Origin of the sequence: Actinomadura rayongensis, assembly GCF_009831215.1 — a bacterium.
Classification (GTDB): Bacteria; Actinomycetota; Actinomycetes; order Streptosporangiales; family Streptosporangiaceae; genus Spirillospora; species Spirillospora rayongensis.
Map to the genome: position 1 here is coordinate 295,614 of NZ_WUTW01000003.1, position 22,201 is coordinate 317,814.

Below are 22,201 nucleotides of genomic sequence, written 5' to 3' on the forward strand. Positions count from 1 at the left end.
GCTCAGGACCCGTAGTTCTTGATCGAGGTTCCGTTGATCACGTCTCCTTGGTGGAAGTAGTTTCCGGACACGATGATCTGCCCGTTCATCCCCCTGACGTTCGTTTCGTCGAGAACGCGGGATGCCTCGGCCGACATGAAATCATCAGCGGCGAGAACTTCCTCCAGCTGGGCGCGCAGGACGGCGCGGTCCGGTCGTTCACGCGTCGCCTCGGGGAGGAGGGAGACCGCGGAACGTCTGTTGATGAGCACCCAGAGGTCTTTCGCGATGTCGAACGAGGCACCGTTCAGCCGCGCCTCCGGGTCCGGGTCTCCGGCGCCGGTGAGAACGGGCAGGACAGGCGCGAGAGCATCGGCCATCCGCTGGGCGAGTGCCGGGTTCCGATGCGGCGGCATGGCGGTTCCTTTCCTTGCGGTACGGACGGGCGGGTGGAGCGTGGCGTCCTCTTCGACGATCCGCCGGAACAGGTTCTTGGTCTCCGGACTCGGGCCCGTGCCGAACTTCGCGCCGACGCGCCGCTCGAATCCCTCGTAGACCCTGAGCGCCTGGAGCCGATGGCCCGCCCGGTCGTGGGCGAGCATCAACATCCCGACGATCGCTTCCTCGAACGGCCATTCCCGGTGCAGTGCTTCCAGCTCGGCGACGAGGCGGGCGCCCGCTCCCAAGCGCAGTTCGGCCTCCAGGCACCGGACCGTGATTTCGCGGTGCTCCCGACGCAGGTTGTTCCGGCATTCGGTCGCCCATCGGCCCGTCAGGTCCGCCAGAGGCTCACCACGAGGGCCGGCACCGCCGCGATCCCACTGTCCGAGCGCCGCACGCGCGACATGGACGATCCTCGGATCGTCCTCCGCACGATTCCGGGCGGCGAGTCGGCGCACCTCCCGCGCACGCTCACGGAAACGGTGTAGATCGACGTTGTCACGGGCGACCACCAGGCGGTAACCCGGCTCGCGTTTGGGAATCAGCGCGTCCGCATCGAGACCGCCCTGCCGCAGAATTCCTCTCAGGTCGCTCACACACGAGTGGACCGCCCCCTGCGGGTCGCGGACCGCGCGACTGCTCGACCTTCTGTCCGCGAGAATCCCGCTCAGTTTCTCCAGCGCGACCGACCGTCCCTCCGCCTCCAGCAAGACGGCCAGCGTCAGACGAACCTTCTCACCGCCGAGGGGCAGCCGGGCGGCGTCAACGGTGACCTCCAACGGCCCGAGGAAGCTAAATTCCACTGACTGCCACCCCATCGCGACCTGCGTTTTCAGAGCCCCCACCAGAACATCGCCAGGCACGCCAGGACGCGACCAGTTCCATACCAGATCGGTGTTCGAGCCTTTCTTTACCGACGGCGGAAGGTCGCCGCCCAACAGAAAGGTCGTCAGATATGGCCAGGACGGAAGAAGGTCGGATCCACGGTTCGCTCGAGTGGCGTAAGAGCACGTACAGCGGCCCCCACGGCCAATGCGTCGAACTCGCTCTGGACGGCGCCGTCGTCTGCGTGCGCGACTCCAAGGACCCCGACGGACCGGTGATCCGGCTCGCGCGCGGCGGACGGGCGGCGCTCTCCGCGCTGATGCGCGAGGCGATGCTGGGGCTTGCCGGGAGCATGTTCACGCAGAACTGACGCGCCCGGCGGGCCCGGGGGACGCCGCGTCCGTGCCGGGGCGTCCCCCCTCCGGGTTCCGGTCGCGGCTCGCCGCGGGACGCGTACACCGGATCACTCCGCGGGCACACGGAAGGCCGACAAGTGCTCGATGACGATCTGGCGCGCCTCGTCGCCGAAGAGGGCCGTCCGCTTCAACGCCGTCCACGTTCTCTCGTACATCTCGATCACGTCCGGATCATGAAGCGCCATTCCCGCGTGCACGGCCTCGACGCCGACGCATACGTCGTCGGCATCGCGGCCTTCGTAGATCACGAACCCGTGAGCGGCATAGGTCAGAGCTGGTGCGCCGTCTCGAATGACCCCGATGGACACGTTCCGCAACGTGCTCAGCGAATGAACACGGTCCAGCTGGGCGGGAAGCAGCCCTCGTCCTTCCTGCCCAGGACACCAGCGCAGTGAGGCCTCGGTGATGAGGAACTCGAACCTCTGGCCCGGATCGTAGAGCGCGAGCTGGCGGTCCATCCGCGCGGAAACAGCGGCCGGAACGCCCTCCCTGACCGTGGCCAGCGGCGACAGGTCGAACACCTGCCGGGCGTACTCCGCCGTCTGGAGCAGGCCCGGCACGATCAGGGGCTCGAACGTGCGCACCATCCGTGCTCCGCCCTCTCGTTTCCCGATCTCGTCCTGCTGGTGCGGCCGGTCTTTCAGCAACGTTCCCCAAGCGTGGATCTCGTTGAAGGCGCGCTCGGCCAGCATGAGCAAGTTCCGCGTCTTCTCCGGCGTCGCTCCAGTGAGCTCCGCCCAGCGCTCGATCTGGGCGAGCGTCGGCATCGCGGTGCCGGCTTCGATCCTCGACACCTTGGACTGGCTGACACGGTCGATGCCCGACGCCAGCTCACGGCCGGAAAGTCCGGCCTGAGCGCGCAGCGCGCGCAGTTCGGCGGCGAGTCTCCGGCGTTCCTTGGGCCCTTCGGCCGAGCCGGTCACGCCCGCCTCACCTCGCCCGCCAGGTCGACTTGCGGGCCGGAGTCGACCGAACCGGCCACCTCGACCCGCATTGAGTCACAACGATTCACAGCAACGCACACCTAACCACCTTCTCACGGGAGCAGCAACCGATCCGATGAAAGTCGGACGTCGGACGGCTTACGGACAGGTCTACCAAACCGGTTGAAGGGCCCCGGGATCTTGATTCATCATGATTCGCATGCTGAATCACGTGTTGTCCAGCCGTGCCCCCTCTGCACCAGCATCACCCCGCCACCGCTCGCGATCCCCGGCGGGACAGGACTCGGGGGCGGGAGGTGATGCTCGCACCACCACTGCACGACGGGCGTTGCTGATCGATCTTGAGAACATGCTGTACGAGCGCAGCCGGCGCGTAGACGACGCGCGCGCCGCCAAGCGCATCGAAGCGATCCTCGACACCGCCGGACCGGTCCAGCACACATTCGTCGTCGGCGGGCAGTGGGCCTTCATCCCGCATGTCGCCCTTCTGGCCGCCCGCAGCCTGCCGCCCTTCGAACTCGTCCGCCCGGCTCCCGACAGCGCCGACCGCGTTCTCCTCGACCGCGGCGAGTTCCTCGCCAGCACGGGGTACACCGACTTCTTCATCGCTTCACGCGACCGAATCTTCGCGCCGTTCGCCTCCTCCTACCGCACGACGGTCATCACACCGAGCCGCCGGGGCCTTTCGCGCGCGCTGGAGGATGCCGCCGCCGAGGTCATTGTCCTGACCTGCGGTTAGGTCGTCTACGTCTGCGGCATGCCACCCGCCCTCCCCGAAGGTTCACCCCTCCTTCCAGAGCGACCCGTATGGGCAGTGTTCGCGGCGTGCGCCCCCCGTGCTCACGGTCGAGGGCCGTACGCGCCTGTCACGATCCGGCGGACCATGAGCCGTTCGAGCGACTGCGGGTAGGCCGAGGCGCGCCGGAAGTCCGGCGGGCGCTGCTCCGGGTTCGAGTCTCGCGGGCGATGCTGGCGGTTGGGATGTCTGAGTACGTCCCGATCGGTGAGTGGTTCGTGGGCGGACAGCAGTAGGGAGCCGGGGGCGGGTATCGTGGCGGGCTTCGCGGCCCGTCGAGAGCGAGGCCGCCGGACCGGTAGATTGCGAGCCGGTCTTCTTTGCCCGGTTTTCACGGCCCTCTTAGGTGGGCGGTGGCAGGGTGTGACCGGTGTGGTGTCGTCGATCCCGGAGCGAGTGAGGAAACATGTCTGAGGATGGCAAGCCCCGGGGCGAGCCGGCGGTCAAGGCCAAGCTCCCGAACGCCAAGAACATCCGCAGCCCCGAGTTCACGCCGCACGGCATCAGCGCGGGGCGCAAGGGCGGCGGTCCCCGGCCGTCCGGGCTGACGGCGGCGCAGGCGCGGAAGCGGAAGCGGCTCGGGATCCTGGCGGCCGTGGTCGTCGTCCTCGTCGTGGCGGGCGGCGTCACCTACCTCGTCACCCGGCCGGGGCCGGAGATCAAGGTCACCGGCGCGTTCGGCAAGAAGCCCGCGGTGAAGATCCCCGCGGGGCTTGAGCCGGCGAAGAAGCTGTCGACCAGCACGCCGATCAAGGGCAGCGGGACGAAGGTCGCGAGCGGCTCGGCCGTGTACGGGCGCTACACCTTCTACCAGTGGACCAAGGGCTCCGGCGACGACGCCAAGAAGAAGAGCACCAGCAAGGAGATCGACAGCTCGTTCTCCGCGACGGCGCAGCAGATCCGTCCGCTCGTCATCGGCAAGACCGGTGTGAAGGGCGTGGACGAGGGGCTCGTCGGCCAGACGGCGGGCAGCCGCGTCGTCCTGGAGATCCCGCCGAGCAAGGGCTTCGGGGCGCAGGGCGAGCAGATGGGGATCTCGGCGACCGACTCGATCGTCTTCGTCGTGGACATCCTCGGCGTGTACCCGAAGGGCATGGGGCCGTCCGGGACGGCGCAGGAGCAGAAGGACAAGAACCTGCCGTCCGTCGCGGCGGGCAAGCCGGGCGAAGCGCCCAAGGTGACGATCCCGAAGGCGGACGCGCCGTCCAAGCTCCAGGTCAAGACGATCGTCCAGGGCACCGGGAAGGCGCTCGCGAAGAACGACAACGCGGTCGTCCAGTACCAGGGGCAGCTCTGGCGGGACGGCAAGGTGTTCGACTCCAGCTTCACCAACGGCGTCCCCGCGCTGTTCCCGATCGGCGTGAAGGCGACCGTGCCGGGCTTCGACAAGGGGCTCAGCGGTCAGAAGGTCGGGAGCCGCGTGCTGCTCGTCCTGCCGCCGAGCGAGGGGTACGGCAAGAACGGGAACCCGCAGGCCGGGATCAAGGGGACGGACACGCTCGTCTTCGTGGTGGACATTCTGGGCACCGTTCCCAACTGATAGTGGACATTTAGCAACACATCGGACGGCGGGGCCCCGGAGGCGGGTGTCCCGCCGTCCCGCGTTGGACGGTCCCGGGACGGGCCGGGAGTCAACCCGCGCGCGTCCCCGTCCGTCCCTTCTAGGGAGTCCCGGGAGAGAGCAATGGACCGGCCTGGAGCGTCGGTCCCCTCGGGTATCGTCGGTAACGGAACAATCACGGGGGGCTTGTGAGCGACAGCGGTAAGAGCCCGGAGGGCGCAGTGCCCGCCGGGCGGCCGGACGGTGCCGACGGCGTCGAGGAGGACCCGGCCGCGCCGCCGGCGGACGAGCCCGTCGCCCCGCCGGACGACGCGGACACCGCCGCCCCCGAGCCGCAGACCGACCCCGGCGACCCGGACGCCGCAAAGCGCCCGAAAGCCGCCGTCGCCGACGAGCCGGACGAGGACGACACGGCCCCCGCCGAGCCGACGCGCGCCGACGCGGACGAGCCCGCCGAGGAAGAGACGCCCGCCTCCCCGACGCGCGCCGAGGCCGTCACGCCCGACAAGGGAACGACCGCCGAGACGGCGCCCGCCGACGAGAACGCGACGGGCGACACGACGCCCGCCGACGCGGACGAACCGCAGGACGCAACGCGCGCCGAGGCCGTCGCGCCCGACGAGCCGGACGCGCCCGCCGACGCGACGCAAGCGGAAGCCGCCACGAGCGAGCCGGACGACACGGCGCCCATCGCGGCTGTGCCCGCCGAAAGCGCGACCACCGACCCGGACGAGCCGCAAGTCGCGCCCGCCGACGCGACACGGGCGAAGGGCATCGTCGCGGACGAGCCGCAAGACGCGCCCGACCCGGCTGCGACCGACGAAAGCGCGACCGACGCGGCGTCCGCCGAGGCGGACGAGCCGGAGGACGTGCCCGCCAACACGACGCGGGCGGAAGCCGACGTTACGGATGACCCGGAGGACACGGCCCCCATCGCGGGTGTGCCCGCCGAAAGCGCGACGTTCGACGCGGACGACTCGGAGGACGCGCCCGCCGAAAGCGCGACCATCGACCCGGACGAGCCGGACGAGCCCGCCGACGCGACGCGCGCGGAGGCCATCGTCGCGGGTGACCCGGAGGATACGGCTCCCATCGCGGCTACGCCCGAGGCAGGCGGGATCGCCGACGCGGCGCCCGCTGAGGCGGACGAGCCGGAGGATGCGCCCGCTGACGCCACGCGGGCGGAAGCCGTCGTCGAGGACGAGCCGGAGGCGTCCGAGGGCACCGAGAAGGCGGAGGCGCCCGGCGCCGTCGCACGCGAAGAGGCGTCGGGCGGCGTCGCGGGTGTCGTGCCCGCAGAGGCGCCCGGCAACGCCACGCGCGGTGACGCCGTTGTGCCCGACGAGATGGAGGCGCCCGCCGACGCGACGCGCGCCGAGAGCGTCGTGCCCGACCAGAGCGCGCCCGGTGATGCAACGCGCGTTGAGGGCGTCGTGCCCGAGAAGGCGGAGGCGCTCGCCGACGCGACGCGTGTTGAGGGTGTTGTGCCTGAGGAGGCGGAGGCGTCTGCTGACGCTACGCGGGCGGAGGCGGTCGTTGCGCCGACGGGCGCTACGCGCGTCGATCGTGTCGTCACCGACGACGATCTCGCGGACGACGCTACGGCCGGGGTGAACGCCGAGGGCGCGCCGCCGACGATCCTGCCGCCCGACAGCGGCGACGGCGGTGATGGGGGTGACGGGCCGCCGGAGGGTGGTGCGGGCAAGGGGAAGAAGCGGCGCAGCAAGCGCGTCCGGTACGCCCGGCGTGCCGCGTTGACGCTGCTCGGCCTCATCGTGCTCGTCGTCGGCGGGTTCGTGGTGGCGTACATGCTGACGCCCGTCCCGTCCCCGCAGGAGGCGGCGATCGCGCAGGGGCCGACCTTCTACTACTCCGACGGCAAGACGGTCATCGCGAAGACGGGCGTCAACCGCGAGGCCGTCACGATGGACCAGATCCCCAAGAGCATGCGGGACGCGGTCATCGCCGCCGAGAACCGGAGCTTCTACACCGACCCGGGCGTTTCGCCGTCCGGGACGATCCGGGCGTTCTGGTCCACCGCGACCGGCGAGCAGCTCCAGGGCGGGTCGACGATCACGCAGCAGATGGTCCGCAACTACTACGGCGGCATCGGCAAGGAACGGTCCGTCACCCGCAAGCTCAAAGAGATCATGGTCGCGCTGAAGGTCGGCCGGGAGAAGCCCAAGGACTGGATCCTGGAGCAGTACCTCAACACGATCTTCTTCGGCCGGGACGCGTACGGCGTCCAGGCGGCGGCGCACGCGTACTACGGCAAGGACGTCAAGGACCTGACCCCGGCCGAGTCCGCCTACCTGGCCGCCGCGATCCAGCAGCCGAGCAACTTCGCCGACCCGACGGGCCAGAACCGCGCCTACGCCGAGCAGCGCTGGCGCGCGGTCATCGCCAACATGGTCCGGGACAAGGCGCTGGACGCGAACCAGGCGGCGTCCCTGCAGTTCCCGGCGCCGCAGAAGCAGCGGATCACCGACGTCCTCAAGGGCCAGAAGGGCTACATGGTCAATGTGGCCAAGAAGGAGCTGATGGAGCGCCGGGGCTACAGCGAGGACGAGATCAACCGCGCCGGGCTGAAGATCACGACGACGTTCGACAAGCGGCTGATGGACCAGCTCCGGCAGACGGTGACGGCGAACCTCCCGTCCGGGATGAACCGGAAGATCCGGACGGCCGTCGTCTCGGTGGACCCGAAGACCGGCCAGGTCGTCGCGTTCTACGGCGGACGCAACTACCTGGACGAGCCGCTGAGCAGCGCGTTCGGCGACTGGGGCCAGGTCGGCTCGGGCTTCAAGCCGATCGCGCTGGCCGCCGCGCTGGACGACGGCAAGTCGCTCACGACGTCCTATGACGGCAGCTCGCCGCAGTACTTCAACGGCACGCCGATCCACAACGACAGCAACGAGAACTTCGGCATGGTCAACCTCGTGACCGCCACGGAGCACTCGATCAACACGGCGTACGTGAACCTCGGCCGCGACATCGGCAACGAGAAGATCGCGAAGATGGCCGAGAAGATGGGCGTCCCTGCCGACCAGATGAGCGCGGCGCAGCGCGCGTCGGCGGTGTTCCCGCTCGGCGTGATCTCCGAGCACCCGGTGCAGCAGGCCGGCGTGTACGCGACGTTCGCGGCCGAGGGCGAGCACCGGACGCCGTACGTCGTGAAGGCCGTCCGGGACAACGACGGCCGGTCGCGGACGTTCACCGAGAAGGGCACCCGCGCGTTCAGCACGCAGGTCGCCCGGGACGCGACGTACGCGATGCGGCAGGTCGTCCTCGGCGGCACGGGCACGGCCGCGCAGCTCCCGGACCGGGACGTCGCGGGCAAGACGGGCACGACCGACGCGGGCGCGGCCATCTGGTTCAACGGCTACATCCCGCAGATGGCGACGACGGTGGCGATGTTCCGGTCGGACGGGAAGCCGCTCGTCATCCCCGGCTACGGGTCGTACGGCGGGCAGCTCCCCGCGCAGATCTGGAGCGCGTACATGCGCCAGGCCGTCAACATCAAGGGCTACGACCCGGAGGACTTCGGGGAGCCGTCCACCCGCACCGGCGGCTACAACGGCGGGAACCCGGCGCAGGGGCTGCCCGCCAACCCGCGCACGAACCGTCCGCAGGACCCGGGCCCGACGCGTCCGCACGTCCCGACCGCGCCGCCGACGCGGCCGACGGTGCCGGTCACCCCGCCCGGCGACGGGGGCGGCGGCACGCCCGGCGGCGGGAACGGCGGCGGTCCCGGGAACGGCGGCGGCCCCGGCCATGGCGGCGGTGGCGGGGGCGGCGACGGCGGGCCGAACCCGAACGAGTTCGGCGGCTAGGCGGCGACGGCGGCGCGCGTCCCCGGGCGCGCGCCGCTCAGTCGCAGGCCTTGCCGAGGCCGCGCGGCGTCTGGGCGAGCGCGGTGTTGAGCTGCGCCATGTCCCCGGACGCGACGGTCGTGGACGCGGCGCGCAGCCGTCCGGCCTCGGCGTTCAGCGCCGTGCGGAGCTTGCCGTCGTCCGCCTTGCCCGCGAGCGCGCCGAGTTTCGCGGCGAGCTGGTCCGTCGGCGCCTTCCACTGGGCGGGCTGGCCCGCCGGGACGGTCCGCACCTGCGTGATGTAGGCCGCGTACGCGGCCTTGGCGTCCGAGCAGACGGCGGCCGAGTTGCCCCCGCACCCCGCCGTGAGGCCCAACGCGGCCAGCAGCACGCCGCTCCCCGACAACACCCGGCGCATGGCGCCCTCCCGCTCGATCCCCGTCAGCATCCGCTCATACTGACGCACACCAGCCGAATCGGTTGCCTCGACGGGACGGGAATCACGCCGACGTTCAGGGAGCCGGTGGCTCCGGCGGCGCGCGGACCCTACCCTGTCGGGGAACACGGAGACGGCGTCGGCCCTGGCTGGGGGGTTCGGGCGGCGCCGCAGGCCCGTCCCGGCGCGTGCGGGGCGGCGCGCACGTTCGCGCGGACGGGGCGGCGGGGGCCGCCGGAGTTCCACCGCGGGACCGGCCGACACGGGGAGCTTTGGCCGTGTTCGCCCATGTAGCGTAGGCAGGTCCGTAACTCGTCGCGGAGCCCGTCGCGGGACCTCGCGGCGGGACGAAGGCGGCGCGGGATGAAACAGGGGGTGGCGACCGTGGCCGACGTCTGGCGGCCCACGTCAGAGCTGGAGCGGCGGCTGGTGGAGGCGGTCCGCGCGGGCGACCGGGAGGCGTACTTCCGGATGCTCGCGGAGGCGGAACTGCTGCTCCCGGTCGCCCCGGACCTGGTCGAGGACGTCCTCGCCAACCGGGTGCAGCCGCCGTGGCCGACGCGGGAGGACGACGGACGCGTCCATGTGCTGGCGTTCACCTCGGCGGCGGCGATGCTGGCGTGCCTCGGCCCGGGCGTCCGGCACTTCCTGACGGTGTCGTTCGCCGACGTCGCGCAGAGCTGGCCGGAGCTGCGCTGGTGGCTCGCGGTGGACGCCGTGCCGTCCGGTGCCGCGCCGCTGCCGCTCGAAGGCCGACTGCCCGGCTGGTTCGTGCGGCAGATCCTCGACGGGGACGCGCTGCCGCCGCAGGCCGGACGTCCCGACGTCCTAGAGCCGCCGGTGCCGCTGCCCCGGGGGGCGCACCGCGCGCCGGACGCGCCCGTGCCCGTCGCGCCGCCGGACGCCCCCGCCGAGCCCGCCCCGCAGGGCGCGCACCACGCGGCCGTCGCCCCGGACGGCCCGCCCGCCGAACCCGACCCGGCCGGCCTGCCGTACGCCGCGCCCGCGCCGTGGACGCCCGGCCGTCCCTCGGTGGACGACGGGACGCTCGACGCGGACTCCTTCACCCGTCCGTCCCCCGACACGCCCGGCGCGACGTCCAACGCCCCCGGCATCCCGCCCGGCGCGGCCCCCAACGTCCCGCCCGGCACTCCCGGCGCCGCCCACGGCGCCCCCGGAGCGACGTCCAGCGCACCGCCGAACATCCCCGGCGCCCCAACGGACGGACCGCCAGAAGCGCCGGGCCGCCCGCCCGGCGCGACACCGGAAGTACAGCCCGGGATGCCCGGCGCGACATCCAACGTGCCGCCACGCGGCACAGCGCCGAGCGGCACTTACGGCGCGCCCGCCGACGCAACGCTGGACAGGCCGCCCGCGACGCCGGGCGACGCGCACAGCACCCCACCCGGCGCCATCCCGGGCGTAGCACCCGGCGCGGCCCACAGCGCGCCCCCCGGCACGACGCCGGGTGGGCTGCCCGGCGATGCGCACGGCGCACCCCCTGGCACGACGCCGGGGGGGCCGCCCAGCGCGCCCGGCGGTGCTCACGGCACGCCGTCCGACGTCGTCCCGGGTGCGGTGCCCGGCGGTGCGCCCTCCGACGCGACGCTGGACGGGCTGCCCGGGACGCCCGGCGATGCGCACGGCACGCCGCCCGGCGCCATCCCGGGCGCGGCCCCCGGCACTCCGCCCGGTACCCCGCCCGGCTCGGCCCCCGGCACCCCGCCCGGTATCCCGCCCAGCTCGGTGCCCGGTACGTCGCCCGGCTCGGTGCCCGGCGGTGCGCCGGGTGCGTCGTCCGACGCGACGCCGGGCCTGCCGCCCGGCCTGGGGGGCGAGCAGGGTCTGCACGGAGCGCCGCCCGCCGAGCCCGGCGCGGGCCTGCCGCCGTTCTCCCGGCCCGAGCCGGACGCGGACCGGCCCGGTCATCCGGTGCCGCCCCTTCCCGGCGAGGCCGGGGACGCTTATGCGTCGCCCGAGCGCGGCGTGCCGCCCTTCGACCCGTCCTCGGGTGGCCGCGTCAACGGGGTGGAGGTGCCGCCGCCCGGTGACCGTCCGTTCGCCGAGTCCGGCGTGCCCGCCGACGACGCGGACCGCTCGTCCTTTCTGCGCCCCGGCGCCGACGCGCCGCGCGGGGCCGACGACGGGCGACCGCCGTACGCGCCCGGCGACGCGGGTGACCAGGACACGGGCCTGCCGCCGTTCGCGGCGCACGGTGCTGCCGGACCCGCCGCGCCCGCGCCCGGCGAGGCGGGGGCGGAACCGCCGTCCTTCGCTCCGCCCGGGTCGTCCGGCGAGCACGGCGTGGAGCGGCCGTCCCGCACGCCCGTCGGCGAGCCCGGCGCGGAGGCGCCGTCTTCCGGCGAACTCGGCGTGGGCGAACACCCGACGTCTGTGCCGGGCGGCGAACCGCGCTTGAGCGAGCGCCCGGGCTTCGCCCCGGGCAGCGACCACGGAACCGAGCGCCCAGGCTTCACGCCAGGCGACGAGCACGACACCGAACGCCTGGGCTTCACGCCGGGCGGCGAGCCCGGAACCGAACGGCCAGGCTCCGCACCGGGCAGCGAGTTCGGCATCGAACTGCCGGGCGGTGAGCACGGAACCGAGCGCCCGGGCTTCACGCCAGGCGACGAGCGCGACACCGAGCGCCTGGGCTTCACGCCAGGTGGTGAGCACGGCACCGAGCGGCCGGGCTTTACGCCGGGCGGTGAGCGCGACACCGAACGGCCGGGTTCCGCGCCGGGCGGCGAGTTCGGTACCGAGCTGCCGGGCTTCACGCCGGGCGGCGAGCAGGGTGCCGGTCGTGTCGGCGCGCATGGCGCCGGTGAGCGTGAGAGCGAGCGGACGGACGGTGCGGGCGGCGTCGGCGAGTTCGGTGCCGAGCGGCCGGGGCTTGCGCCGGGTCGCGAGGGCGGGCCGGGCGAGCCTGGCGCCGAACCGCCTGGCGGTGAGCTGGGTGAGGAGCGGTCGGGGCGCGGGACGGGGCCGGACGGTCCGCAGCCGTCGTTCGTGGCCGCGGGTGACGCGGAGCGCGGCGTGGAGTTCGCGGCGGACGAGGACGACGACCCGTCCGCCACCACGCGGGACCCGTATCCGGTCGTCAAGGCGCGCGGCGGGCGCAAGGCCGGGGAGGCGGACGTCAGGACGGAGCCGTCCCCCACGGAGACGCAAGTCGATCTTCCGCCGGTGGACGACGAGTCCGGCTGGGAGGATCTGCGCGACCAGCACCGCGCGCTCCCCCGCGACAGGGCCCGCGCGCCGTTCGAGCCCGCCAACGACGTCGAGCGCGAACTGCTGCGCGCCGCGTCCACCGACGACCACGACCTGTTCCTGCAGACGCTCGCCGGGGCGGAGGTGCTGCTGCCCGTCCCCGACGACATGGACTACACGCTGCGGCCTGGCCGTCCGGGGTTCCCGTGGCGGACGCGCGAGGTCGACGGCGTCACGACCGTCCCGGTGTTCACCTCGCCGGAGCGGCTGGTCGAGGAGGCGCGGCGGGCGGGGACGAACGCCGAGTACCTGACGCTGCCGTTCACGACCGTCCTGCGCTACTGGCCGGACAAGGAGTGGCCGCTCGCGGTGAACGCGGGGTCCCCGGCGGGCGGGACGGTCCACGCCGAGCAGCTTCCCGGCCTCGCGACCTGGGCGGACCAGCGCGCGGCGCGGCGGCTCGGCGAGTCGTTCGAGCCGCAGAACGAGGTCGAGGAGCGGCTGTTCGAGGCGGCCGGACGCGGTGACGCCGACGGGTTCTTCGCGATCCTGGCGGGCGCGCAGGTGCTCGTCCCGGCCGAGCCGCAGACGCTGTGGGGCATCGCGCCGGACGATCCGGAGTTCCCGTGGCGTCCGGTGCCCGTCCACGGCCGCACGGCGATCCAGGTGTTCACGTCGCTGCGCTGGATGAACGAGGCGATCGGCAGTTCGAGGTTCGTCATGCCGAGCTTCCAGGAGATGGCGGCGGCGTGGCCGGACGACGGGTGGACGCTCGTCCTCAACCCCGGCACGCCGATCGACGCCGCGCTCCCGGCCGAGCGGGTCCGGACGTTCGGCGCCGCGCCGCCCGAGGCGGCCCCCGACCCCGAGCCGCAGCCCCTGCCGCGCACCGACGAGCCGGAGTTCGAGCCCGGCAACCGCATCGACCAGGAACTGTACGAGGCCGTCCGCGCGGGCGACTCCGACGCGTTCCTGCGCGTCCTGCTGGCCGCGAACGTCCTGGTACCGATTCCGGAAGACGCGCCGCTGGAGGTCACGCCCGTCCAGCGCGAGTTCCGGTGGGACGCGGCGCTGCGCGACCCGTCCTCGGTCCGCGTGTTCACCTCGATGGTGCGGCTGCGCGAGGTGCTGCCGGAGTCGCGGTTCGTGTACGCGGACTTCCGCGAGCTGATCGCGGTGTGGCCGCGCGACGACTGGGCGATGCTGCTCAACCCGGGCACGCGGATCGGCGCGTCGCTGGAGGGCGGCCAGGTCCGGTCGCTGAGCGAGTGGGCGGCGCGGGTGGGCCTCGTCCGGCCGCGTCCGGAACCGGCGGTGGCCGAGCCCGAACCGGCGCCGCGGCCCGAACCGCGCCGCGAGCCGGAGCCCGAGCCGGACGGCGAACCGCTCCCGACGCCGGCGATCATGCAGAAGGTCGTCCCGCACGGCCATGTCGGCTGGTATCTGGAGCAGGGCTACGACCGGGTCGGCGGGTTCGTCCACCCGACCTCGGACGTCGCCGAGCTGCAGACCCCGGCGCAGCTCTACGAGACGCTCGGCCTGCTCTACGCGGACTCGCCGTTCTCGGCGACCGACGAGAGCGTCTACGTGATCCGCTGGCCCGCGTACTGCTCGGACCTGTACCGGGTGCCGTTCGGCGGCCGGACGGACGAGGAACTGGCCGCGTGGGGCGACGCGGGCTGGGTCGTGGAGGCGCCGCCGTTCCAGGGGTCGGGCTTCGCGCCGGGCAGCGCGGGGTCGATCCGCGAGTACAAGGTGGACAGCGTCCGGCTCCCGCACGGCGCGGAGATGTACCTGGTCGGAGCGGACCGCTCGGAGCGGTTCGTCGCGATGTACGACCCGGACCGGCTGGCGTGGCTGCGGCCCGAGGCGGGTGAACCCGACGGTGATCGACGTTGACGGACGGCCTTACTGGACGGAGGGCATCATGGCACCCATCCGCGACGGTTATCTGGCCCGTTGGCTGGGCCGGGACTTCGAGGCGGCGCCCGGCGCGGACGGCGAGATCCGCCTGTACGCCCCGGAACCGACCGACGGTTTCGAGGAGCTGCGCCCCGGCCGGTACCGCCGGACCGTCCCGGCCTTCGAGGTCGAGGCGCTGCGGTACGTCCGGACGACGTGCAGGTGGCGGGGCGAGCCGTTCGTGATCGTCGGGGAGCACGAGGGCTGGCTGCGGGTGGAGTACGCGGGCGGGCGCGCGCCCGTCGCCGAGCGGCTCGGCCTCGACCGCGTGGACCAGGGCGTGTGGCAGAGCTGGGCGCCGCGCGACGAGGTGGAGGACGTGCGGGAGGAGTCCGTCTGACGTCCGGCTTGCGATGACGCCCCGCTCGTGCTGGCATGAAGTGCGCACCGGATCGTTACCGGCGCGTCAAAAATTCTTCATGAGTGAGCAATGGCGCCCTGGGTAGGGGACGAACCAGGCGTACATGGGGCGAACGCGACGGAGGTGCGGGGGCGTGCTCTCCCGTTCGACGGGTCATCGGATCCTGCTCGGCGTGGGACTGGCGACGGTCGTCGCCGCGACCCCCGCCCCCGATCCCTCGGGGTCGGACAGTCCCACGCCGGATCCGAGCCCGACGACGACGCCGCCACGCGCCGAGCTGCTGGTGAGCGCGACGCCCGGCAAGGCGAAGGCCAAGCCGGGCGAGACGGTGCCGGTGACCGTCCGGGTGCACGCCCAGAAGGCGGCGGCGACCGGCGTGCGCGTCACGCGGATCGCGGCAAGCCCGAAGAAGGCCGTCGTCGGCGGCGAGTGCCCGGCCCCGTTCACGGCGCCCGGCTGCACGCTCGGGACGCTCGCGGCGGGCGGACGGGACACCGTGCTCGCGACCGTCGGCGTCCCGGACGACCTGGCGGCGACCACGGCCGTCACCCTGTCGGTCACGGTGACGGCCGAGAACGCCGACGCCGGATCCGCCGCCGCGACCGTCACGTTCGCGGTGCCGGTGAAGTCCACGCCGCTGCCGACGAAGACGACGGCCCCGCCGAAGAAGAAGAAAAAGAAGGCGGCCCCGGCGCCGCGTCCGGTGCCGCAGGCCGCCCCGCCCCCGCCGCTGCCGCCCGCGCACACCGTCGCGCCGCCGACCGTCACGACGAGCGTGCCGCTGCCGTCGGTGCAGGCCCCGGCGGTCGCGCAGGAGCGGACGTCCGCGCTCCCGCAGAACAGGCTCCGCAGCAACAGCGCGGTCGTGGCGCGGAACGCGGAGTTCGAGCGCGTCGCGGGCGTGCAGGCGGCGTGGCTCGCGGCGCTGTTCGTCGCGACGCTGCTCGTCCTGACGCAGGCGCGGCTCGGCCGCCGGACCGTCCGCCGGCGGGTCAGGTCCCGCTGACGAGCGCGTAGCAGGCGATCGCGGCGGCGGCCACGACGTTGAGGGAGTCGACGCCGCTCGCGAGCGCGCCCGCGTCCATCGGGATGCGGACGGGCGCGTCCGCCTCGGCCAGCCAGTGGGATGTCAGCCCGTCGCCCTCGGAGCCGAGCAGCAGCGCGACCCGCTCGCCGGACGGGGCGGCGGTCAGCGGCACGGCGGACGCGTCCGGGGTGAGGGCGAGCAGCGTGAACCCGGCTTTGCGCAGGGTGTCCAGGCCGTCCCGCCGGTGCGCCATGCGCGCGTACGGCACGGCGAACACCGCGCCCATCGACACCTTCACCGCACGCCGGTAGAGCGGGTCGGCGCAGCGCCGGGACAGCACGACGGCGTCCACGCCGAGCGCGGCGGCGCACCGGAAGATCGCGCCGACGTTGGCGTGGTCGACCAGGTCCTCCAGGACGAGCAGGCGCCGCGCTTCGGCCACGACCGACGCGACGTCCGGCAGCGGCAGCCGCCGCAGCGACGCCAGCGCGCCCCGGTGGACCGGGAAGCCCGCCACCGCCTCCACCACGGCGTCGGCGGCGACGTAGACGGGCGCGTCGGCGGCGTCCAGCGCGTCGGCGAGCGGCTCCACCCAGCGGTCGGCCATGAGGAACGAGCGGGCCGGGTGCCCGGTGGCGAGGGCGCGCCGGATGACCTTCTCGCCCTCGGCGATGAACAGGCCGTGCTCGGCCTCCAGGCTCTTGCGGAGGTTGACGTCGCGCAGCCGCGTGTAGTCGGCGAGACGCGGGTCGGCGGGGTCGGCGACGGGGACGAGACGGGCCATGCTCCCCATTCTGGCCCCGCGCCGCCGGGGGTTCGTCCGGGCACGCGGCGTGACCGCCGCCGGGACCGTACCAACGGGATGACCTGCGAGATCACCATTTTGCGGCTCTTTGTAACCTCCATGGCGGACTACTACAGTGCCGGGGAACATGAACGTGTTTCTGGTGAATCGAGGCTGCCGTGAGCGGACGTCATCGCAACGACTTCCCTGATGAGGGGGCGGAGGGCGGTGAGCACGACCCGTCCCGTCCGGTCTTCGGGCCGGCGAACGACGGGTCGTCCGACTGGTTCGCGCCGCGCGACAGCCAGAGCCCGCGGGTGACGCCCGGCGAGTCCGGCGAGTGGTCCGCCCTCGGCGGGACGTCCGACAGCGGATCCCGGGGCACGACGCCGCCTCCGCCCTCGTCCGGGCCCTACGGGACGTACGGGTACGGCTCGGGGGCGTACGAGCGCCCGTCCACGGCGAGCGGCGGGTTCGAGCAGCCGCCGTCCGGAACCGGCGGATACGAGCGCCCGACGAGCGCCACGGGCGGGTTCCAGTTGCCGCCGGGCGGGACCGGCGGCTTCGAGCGGCCCACCGGCGGCACGGGCGGGTTCGAGCTGCCGCCGTCCGGGACGGGCGGGTTCGAGCGGCCCGCAGGCGGAACGGGCGGGTACGGCCGGTCCTCGGGCGGGTATGAGCGGCCGTCCACCGGAAGCGGTGGGTTCGAGCTGCCGTCGTCCGGGACGGGCGGATATGAGCGGCCGTCGAGCGGAAGTGGCGAGATCGGCGGGTACACGCTGCCGGGCGCGTCCAGCGCGGGGTACCGCGGCTACGACACCATGTCGGGCTCGGGCGAGCGCCAGGGCGGGTTCTTCGGCGGCCGGTCGGGCGGCGACTCCGGCGGGCCGGGCGGGCCGGGCGGCTCCGGCGAGTACGGGCGGCCCCGCAGGAAGCGCCGCGGCGTGCTGATCGGCCCGCTGGCGGGCGCGATCGGCCTCGCGGTGCTGCTCGGCGTCGGCGTCTACGCGTTCCTCGGGACGGGCGGCTGCGGCGGCGACGGCGCGCTGCGGCTGCGCGTCTCGGCCGCCCCCGACATCGCGCCGGCCGTCCGCAAGGCCGTCGACCGGTTCAACGACCAGGGCCGCAAGGTGGACGGCAAGTGCGTCCAGGCGTCCGTCGGCGCCGAGGACCCGTCGTCGGTGGCGACCGTGCTGTCCGGGCAGGGCGTCCCGTCCGACACGGCCCGCCAGCCGGACGTGTGGATCCCCGACTCGACGCTGTGGACGTCCCTCGTCCAGACCAGCACCGACAAGGCCCGGCACAAGATCACGGTGAGCCGGACGTCCGTCGCGTCGAGCCCGATCGTCGTCGGCCTGCCGCAGACCCTCGCCGGGCAGCTCCAGAAGGAGGGCGTCACCGCGACGCCGTCCTGGGACAACCTGCTGAAGGCGGCGGGCGGCGTCGCGGGCGGCGGCGTCACCAAGAACCAGATGATCCCGGCGGGCGCGGTGCGGATGGTCGTCCCGGACCCGACGGTCAACGCCGTCGGCCTCGGCGGCCTGGTCCTCACCGGCGAGCTGCTGACCAACGACCCGAACCGGGACTCGATCTTCACCGGGATCGTCCGGACGGTCCGCGAGGCGACCGTCGCCAAGCCCGCCGACACGTTCAGGCAGTTCCGCCCGGGACGCAGCGGCCGGCAGCCGATCAGCATCTCGTCCGAGCAGGCGCTGTGGAGCTACAACCGGACGAGCCCGGCGGAACCGGCCGTCGCGCTGTACCCGGTCGAGGGCACGCTGTCGCTGGACTACCCGTTCACCGTCACGACCGGCGACGACGCCAAGAAGCGCGCGGCGGGCCTGCTCGAACAGGCGATGAACACCGACGCGACCCGCACAGACGTCCGTGAGCTGGGCTTCCGCTCGCCCGACGGCAAGGCTCCGACGGCGTTCTCCCAGAAGTACGGCGTGACCCCGGCCCGTCCGCGGCAGCTCCCGGCGCCCAAGCCCGCCGACGTCGCGCAGACGATGCAGGCGTGGTCGAAGCTGTCGCTCGGGATCCGGCTCCTGACGCTCACCGACGTGTCCGGCTCGATGGCCGAGCCCGTGGGCGGCGGGATGAACCGGCTCCAGGCGCTCGCGCGCGTCGAGCAGGGCGGGCTCAGCATGCTGCCCAACGACACCGAACTCGGCGTCTGGTCGTTCTCGACGCATCTCGTGGGCAACCGCGACTACCGCGAACTCGTCCCGATCGGCGGGCTCGGCGACCGCATCGGCTCCACGACGCGCCGGAACATGGTCCTCACCCAGCTCAACCAGATCCGTCCCAAGCCGAACGGCGACACGGCCCTGTACGCGTCCATCCTCGCCGCGTACAAGGAGATGAACCGGACGTACAAGCCGGAGTTCGTCAACACGATCCTGCTGTTCACCGACGGCCAGAACGACGACCCCGACGGCCCGACGCTCCAGGAGGCGGTCGCGCAGCTCAAGGCGATGCGCGACCCGAACAAGCCGATCCAGGTGAACATGATCGGCTACGGGAAGGACGTCGACGAGGCGTCGCTCCGGGAGATCGGCCGGATCACCAACGGGACGGTCCAGCTCGCCAACACCCCGCAGGACATCCAGAAGATCGTCCTGAAGCTGCTGGCCCGCCGGATCAACGAATGACCGCCGGGGGCCGGGCTCGTCCCGGCCCCCGGAGGAAATCTCCGAAATTTCGCTGCGAACCTGTCAACCGGGCGCCGGGGCGGGCCGTCTCTTATACGGAGGCCCGACGGGGAGCGGGGCCGTCGGGCCTCCCTACTCCACGCCCTGTGAATCGTCCGGGGCCGCGGTGCCCGGAGCGCCCACCCTTCTCGGCTCCGGCACCCGCACCTCCGACTCCGCTCCGGGAGGACCCCGTGTCCGCTTGGCCCACCCTTGACCGCGCCGCCGACGAGCGTCTCGCCCGCGCGCTCGCCGCCGGCGACGCGTCGGCGCCGGGCCTGCTCGCCGACCGGTACGGCGCCCGCCTCTACGACTACGCGCACGCGCTGCTCCGCGACCGCGACGAAGCCTCCTGGGCGCTGTACAACGCGCTGCTGGCCGCGTCCGCGCACGGCGACCTGGCCGGGGGCGGCGGACGGGTGCGCGCCTGGCTGTACGCGCTCGTCCGGCACGAGTGCCTGCTGCGGCTGCGCGATCCGGACCGTCCGGACGAGCGGATCGAGGCCCCCGAGGCCGAGGACGCGTTCCTGGACGAGGCCGAGCACGCCCGCCTGCTGGAGGGCCGCAGGCTCGCGCACAGCGCCCTCGCCGCGCTGCGGGGCCGCGACCGCGAAGCCCTCGACCTGCTGCTGCGCCACGACCTGGACACCCCCGAGATCGGCGTCGTGCTCGGGCTGGACGCGGGCGAGGCCGCCCGGCTCGCCGCCGCCGCGCGCGCCGGGCTGGACGAGGCCGTCGCCGCCGCGCTCATCGCCCGCTCCCGGGGGCACGGCTGCCGGGAGGCCGCCGCGCTCGCCGAACGGGGCGGCTGGCCGGTCGACCCCGCGTCGGCCCGCGCGCTGGTCGCCCACCTGGAGGACTGCCGGGTCTGCGCCGCGCACCGGGGCCGTTCGGTGTCGGCCGCGCGGCTGCTCCAGGCGCTCCCGGTCGCGCTCATGCCGGGCGACCTGCCCGGCGTGATCACCGACGCCGCCGCCGATCCCGCGACCGTGGCGGAGGCCGCCCGGCGGGCCGGGCCGTTCGGTCCGGACGGCCTGCCGCTCCCGCCGGCCGCGCGGGCGGAGGCGGACGAGCCGCGCCGGAGCCGTACCCCGCCCCGGCTCTGGCCCGCGCTCGCCGCCGCCGCGGCCGTCATCCTCGTGGTGACGGGCGGCTACATGCTGATGCCGGGGTCGGGGGGTCCGGCGGCGGGGCTCGGCACGGCGTCGTCGTCCACGCCGGCCGCCGACCCGTCGGAGTCGCCGCTCGACAGCCCGTCGCCCGAGCCCACGACGTCCGCGCCGACGCCGACGACCAGCGCTCCGACGCCGTCCGCGACCCCGACGACCCGCAAGCCCACCCCGAAGCCCACCCGCACCAAGCGCCCGAAGCCCACGCCGACGCGCAGCAGGCCCACGACCGGCACGGTCGCCGTCAGCGGGTCGTGCAACCTGAGCGCGGCCCCATCGTGCGCCGTCACGGTGACCGCGCCGGGCTTCCTGACCTGGACGGCGACCCACTCACCGGGTCTCAGCCTCAGCCGGGCGTCCGGCCGAGGGAACGGGCTCGTCACCGTGATCCGGACGGGCGAGTGCCAGCCCGGCGCCGTCACCTTCCTCCCCGGCGGCAGCTCCGTCGCCGTCACCTGTGACCAACCGGAGGCCGGTCAGAAGTGATCCCGCCGCGTCGGCTCAGCGTTCCGCGCTCACCAGGCGGAACCCGAGTCCAGGACGCGATGGGCACGGTCCAACAGCAGCGGGACGGCCGCGCCGACCTGGTCGAACCCGGCGCCGACCGTGGCGTTCTGCAGGAACCGCGCGTGGATCCCCTCCAGGATCGCCGCCAGCTTGAAGCACGCGAACGCGACGTAGTAGTCCAGCCCGGACAGGTCAGCGCCAGTGGCGGCGGCGTACCGCGCGGCGAACTCGCGCCGGGTCGGGAAGCCGGGCGCGGCGGTGACGGTCGCGCCGACGGGCAGCCGCTCGGCGTCCCCGGCCTCGGTCCAGTAGACGAGCGTCAGCCCGAGGTCGGCCAGCGGGTCGCCGAGCGTCGACATCTCCCAGTCCACGACGGCCGCAACGGCGGGTTCGGGGTCGAGCCGGACGAGGGCGTTGTCGAGGCGGAAGTCGCCGTGCACGAGCCGTCCGGGCGCGTCGGGCGGCAGCCGCTCGCCGAGCCGCGCCACGAGCCGGTCGAACGCGGGCAGGTCGCGGTCGGCCCCGGCGGCGCGGACGGCGTCGCGCGACCGCTCCCACTGCTGCCCCCAGCGGCGGAGCTGCCGCTCCAGGTACCCGGCGGGACGGCCGAAGTCCGCGAGCCCCGCCCGCTCCGGGTCGACGCCGTGGATCTCGGCGAGCGCGTCCGCGAGCCGGTCGCCGAGCGCGCGGGCCCGCGCCGGGGCGAGCCCGGCGGCGTCGGCCTCGGTGCGCAGGACGAGCCCGTCGACGAAGTCCATGACGTAGAACGTCGCGCCGATGACGCCCGGGTCGTCGCAAAAGGCGACCATCGTCGGCACCGGCACCCCGGACGCCGCGCCGAGCGCCGCCATCACGCGGTACTCGCGGGCCATGTCGTGCGCGGTCGGCAGGACGTGCCCGAGCGGCGGCCGGCGCAGCACGACCGCGCGCCCGTCGCCGAGCGCGACCCGGTAGGTGAGGTTGGACCGGCCGCCCGCGATGAGCTCGACGGCGGTGACGGGTCCGGAGCCGGGCAGCGCGCCGGCCAGCCAGGCGGACAGGCGCGGGACGTCGATGCCGGGCACGGTGCGTTCGTCCTTCATGACGACCTATTAGAACGCGGCTCGGTCGACTTCGGGGCGGCGGGTGCGCCCCGGGCGTCCCGGCGGCGCGCGGCGGCCACATCCGGCCGCCCGGTCCGGCCCGCACGCCAGGTCGCCCACCTGCGACGACGCGGTCACGATCCGCCACGGTGAGCCAGATCGTCCCGGCGCCAGGTGGATCCGCGCGACCGGCGGG

14 protein-coding genes are annotated in these 22,201 nt (G+C 73.8%); 9 read left to right on the forward strand and 5 right to left on the reverse strand.

Annotated features, from left to right (window positions below; all coding sequences use genetic code 11):
• Positions 1 to 2: 2 nt before the first annotated feature.
• A complete protein-coding gene (locus GQ466_RS18240) occupies positions 3 to 1,358 on the reverse strand; it encodes an AfsR/SARP family transcriptional regulator (protein WP_161104166.1) in 1,356 nt (451 codons plus the stop codon).
• 17 nt (positions 1,359 to 1,375) lie between these two features.
• On the opposite strand from GQ466_RS18240, the gene GQ466_RS18245 reads away from it, so the two are divergent.
• Positions 1,376 to 1,615 carry a DUF397 domain-containing protein gene (locus tag GQ466_RS18245; protein WP_161104167.1) on the forward strand — a complete coding sequence of 80 codons (240 nt, stop codon included), beginning with the start codon at positions 1,376 to 1,378 and terminating at the stop codon, positions 1,613 to 1,615.
• Positions 1,616 to 1,708: 93 nt separating this feature from the next.
• Here GQ466_RS18245 and GQ466_RS18250 read toward each other — a convergent pair whose 3' ends face one another.
• Entirely contained in the window at positions 1,709 to 2,584 is an 876-nt protein-coding gene (locus GQ466_RS18250; protein ID WP_161104168.1) for a helix-turn-helix domain-containing protein, read from the reverse strand.
• A 349-nt stretch (positions 2,585 to 2,933) separates the two neighbouring features.
• Between GQ466_RS18250 and GQ466_RS18255 the strand changes: the two genes are divergently transcribed.
• From GQ466_RS18255 to GQ466_RS32860, 3 genes are all read left to right on the forward strand, one after another.
• A complete protein-coding gene (locus GQ466_RS18255) occupies positions 2,934 to 3,344 on the forward strand; it encodes a hypothetical protein (RefSeq protein ID WP_161104169.1) in 411 nt (136 codons plus the stop codon).
• 463 nt (positions 3,345 to 3,807) lie between these two features.
• The gene (locus GQ466_RS18260) at positions 3,808 to 4,941 is read left to right on the forward strand and encodes an FKBP-type peptidyl-prolyl cis-trans isomerase (RefSeq protein ID WP_161104170.1); all 1,134 of its coding nucleotides are present in this window, start codon (positions 3,808 to 3,810) and stop codon (positions 4,939 to 4,941) included.
• Positions 4,942 to 5,150: 209 nt separating this feature from the next.
• A complete protein-coding gene (locus GQ466_RS32860; protein ID WP_202420721.1) occupies positions 5,151 to 8,795 on the forward strand; it encodes a transglycosylase domain-containing protein in 3,645 nt (1,214 codons plus the stop codon).
• A 37-nt stretch (positions 8,796 to 8,832) separates the two neighbouring features.
• On the opposite strand, the gene GQ466_RS18270 is transcribed toward GQ466_RS32860, so the two are convergent.
• Entirely contained in the window at positions 8,833 to 9,222 is a 390-nt protein-coding gene (locus tag GQ466_RS18270) for a hypothetical protein (RefSeq protein ID WP_161104171.1), read from the reverse strand.
• A gap of 351 nt (positions 9,223 to 9,573) precedes the next feature.
• Between GQ466_RS18270 and GQ466_RS18275 the strand changes: the two genes are divergently transcribed.
• The 3 genes from GQ466_RS18275 to GQ466_RS18285 all read left to right on the forward strand — a co-directional run bounded on the left by GQ466_RS18275 (position 9,574) and on the right by GQ466_RS18285 (position 15,749).
• A complete protein-coding gene (locus tag GQ466_RS18275) occupies positions 9,574 to 14,319 on the forward strand; it encodes an SseB family protein (protein ID WP_161104172.1) in 4,746 nt (1,581 codons plus the stop codon).
• A gap of 28 nt (positions 14,320 to 14,347) precedes the next feature.
• Positions 14,348 to 14,722 carry a hypothetical protein gene (locus GQ466_RS18280; protein WP_161104173.1) on the forward strand — a complete coding sequence of 125 codons (375 nt, stop codon included), beginning with the start codon at positions 14,348 to 14,350 and terminating at the stop codon, positions 14,720 to 14,722.
• 154 nt (positions 14,723 to 14,876) lie between these two features.
• Positions 14,877 to 15,749, forward strand: a complete 873-nt coding sequence (locus GQ466_RS18285; protein ID WP_161104174.1) for a hypothetical protein — start codon at positions 14,877 to 14,879, stop codon at positions 15,747 to 15,749.
• On the opposite strand, the gene GQ466_RS18290 is transcribed toward GQ466_RS18285, so the two are convergent.
• The gene (locus GQ466_RS18290) at positions 15,736 to 16,554 is read right to left on the reverse strand and encodes a TrmH family RNA methyltransferase (RefSeq protein WP_161104175.1); all 819 of its coding nucleotides are present in this window, start codon (positions 16,552 to 16,554) and stop codon (positions 15,736 to 15,738) included. The genes GQ466_RS18285 and GQ466_RS18290 overlap by 14 nt on opposite strands.
• A 179-nt stretch (positions 16,555 to 16,733) precedes the next feature.
• Between GQ466_RS18290 and GQ466_RS18295 the strand changes: the two genes are divergently transcribed.
• Positions 16,734 to 19,208, forward strand: a complete 2,475-nt coding sequence (locus GQ466_RS18295; protein WP_161104176.1) for a substrate-binding domain-containing protein — start codon at positions 16,734 to 16,736, stop codon at positions 19,206 to 19,208.
• 233 nt (positions 19,209 to 19,441) lie between these two features.
• Positions 19,442 to 20,902: a hypothetical protein gene (locus tag GQ466_RS18300; RefSeq protein ID WP_161104177.1), complete on the forward strand. Its 1,461-nt coding sequence runs from the start codon at positions 19,442 to 19,444 to the stop codon at positions 20,900 to 20,902.
• Between the two features lie 29 nt (positions 20,903 to 20,931).
• On the opposite strand, the gene GQ466_RS18305 is transcribed toward GQ466_RS18300, so the two are convergent.
• On the reverse strand, positions 20,932 to 22,005 hold the full coding sequence (locus GQ466_RS18305) for a phosphotransferase family protein (RefSeq protein ID WP_161104178.1): 1,074 nt from the start codon (positions 22,003 to 22,005) through the stop codon (positions 20,932 to 20,934).
• Positions 22,006 to 22,201 lie beyond the last annotated feature (196 nt).

What these genes read in the sequence shown, in the direction of transcription:
- GQ466_RS18245 (WP_161104167.1), top strand. Translation starts at nt 1,376, where the DNA reads ATGGCCAGGACGGAAGAAGGTCGGATCCACGGTTCGCTCGAGTGGCGT.
- GQ466_RS18260 (WP_161104170.1), top strand. Translation starts at nt 3,808, where the DNA reads ATGTCTGAGGATGGCAAGCCCCGGGGCGAGCCGGCGGTCAAGGCCAAG.
- GQ466_RS18270 (WP_161104171.1), bottom strand. Translation starts at nt 9,222, where the DNA reads ATGCTGACGGGGATCGAGCGGGAGGGCGCCATGCGCCGGGTGTTGTCG.
- GQ466_RS18275 (WP_161104172.1), top strand. Translation starts at nt 9,574, where the DNA reads ATGAAACAGGGGGTGGCGACCGTGGCCGACGTCTGGCGGCCCACGTCA.
- GQ466_RS18280 (WP_161104173.1), top strand. Translation starts at nt 14,348, where the DNA reads ATGGCACCCATCCGCGACGGTTATCTGGCCCGTTGGCTGGGCCGGGAC.
- GQ466_RS18290 (WP_161104175.1), bottom strand. Translation starts at nt 16,554, where the DNA reads ATGGCCCGTCTCGTCCCCGTCGCCGACCCCGCCGACCCGCGTCTCGCC.
- GQ466_RS18305 (WP_161104178.1), bottom strand. Translation starts at nt 22,005, where the DNA reads ATGAAGGACGAACGCACCGTGCCCGGCATCGACGTCCCGCGCCTGTCC.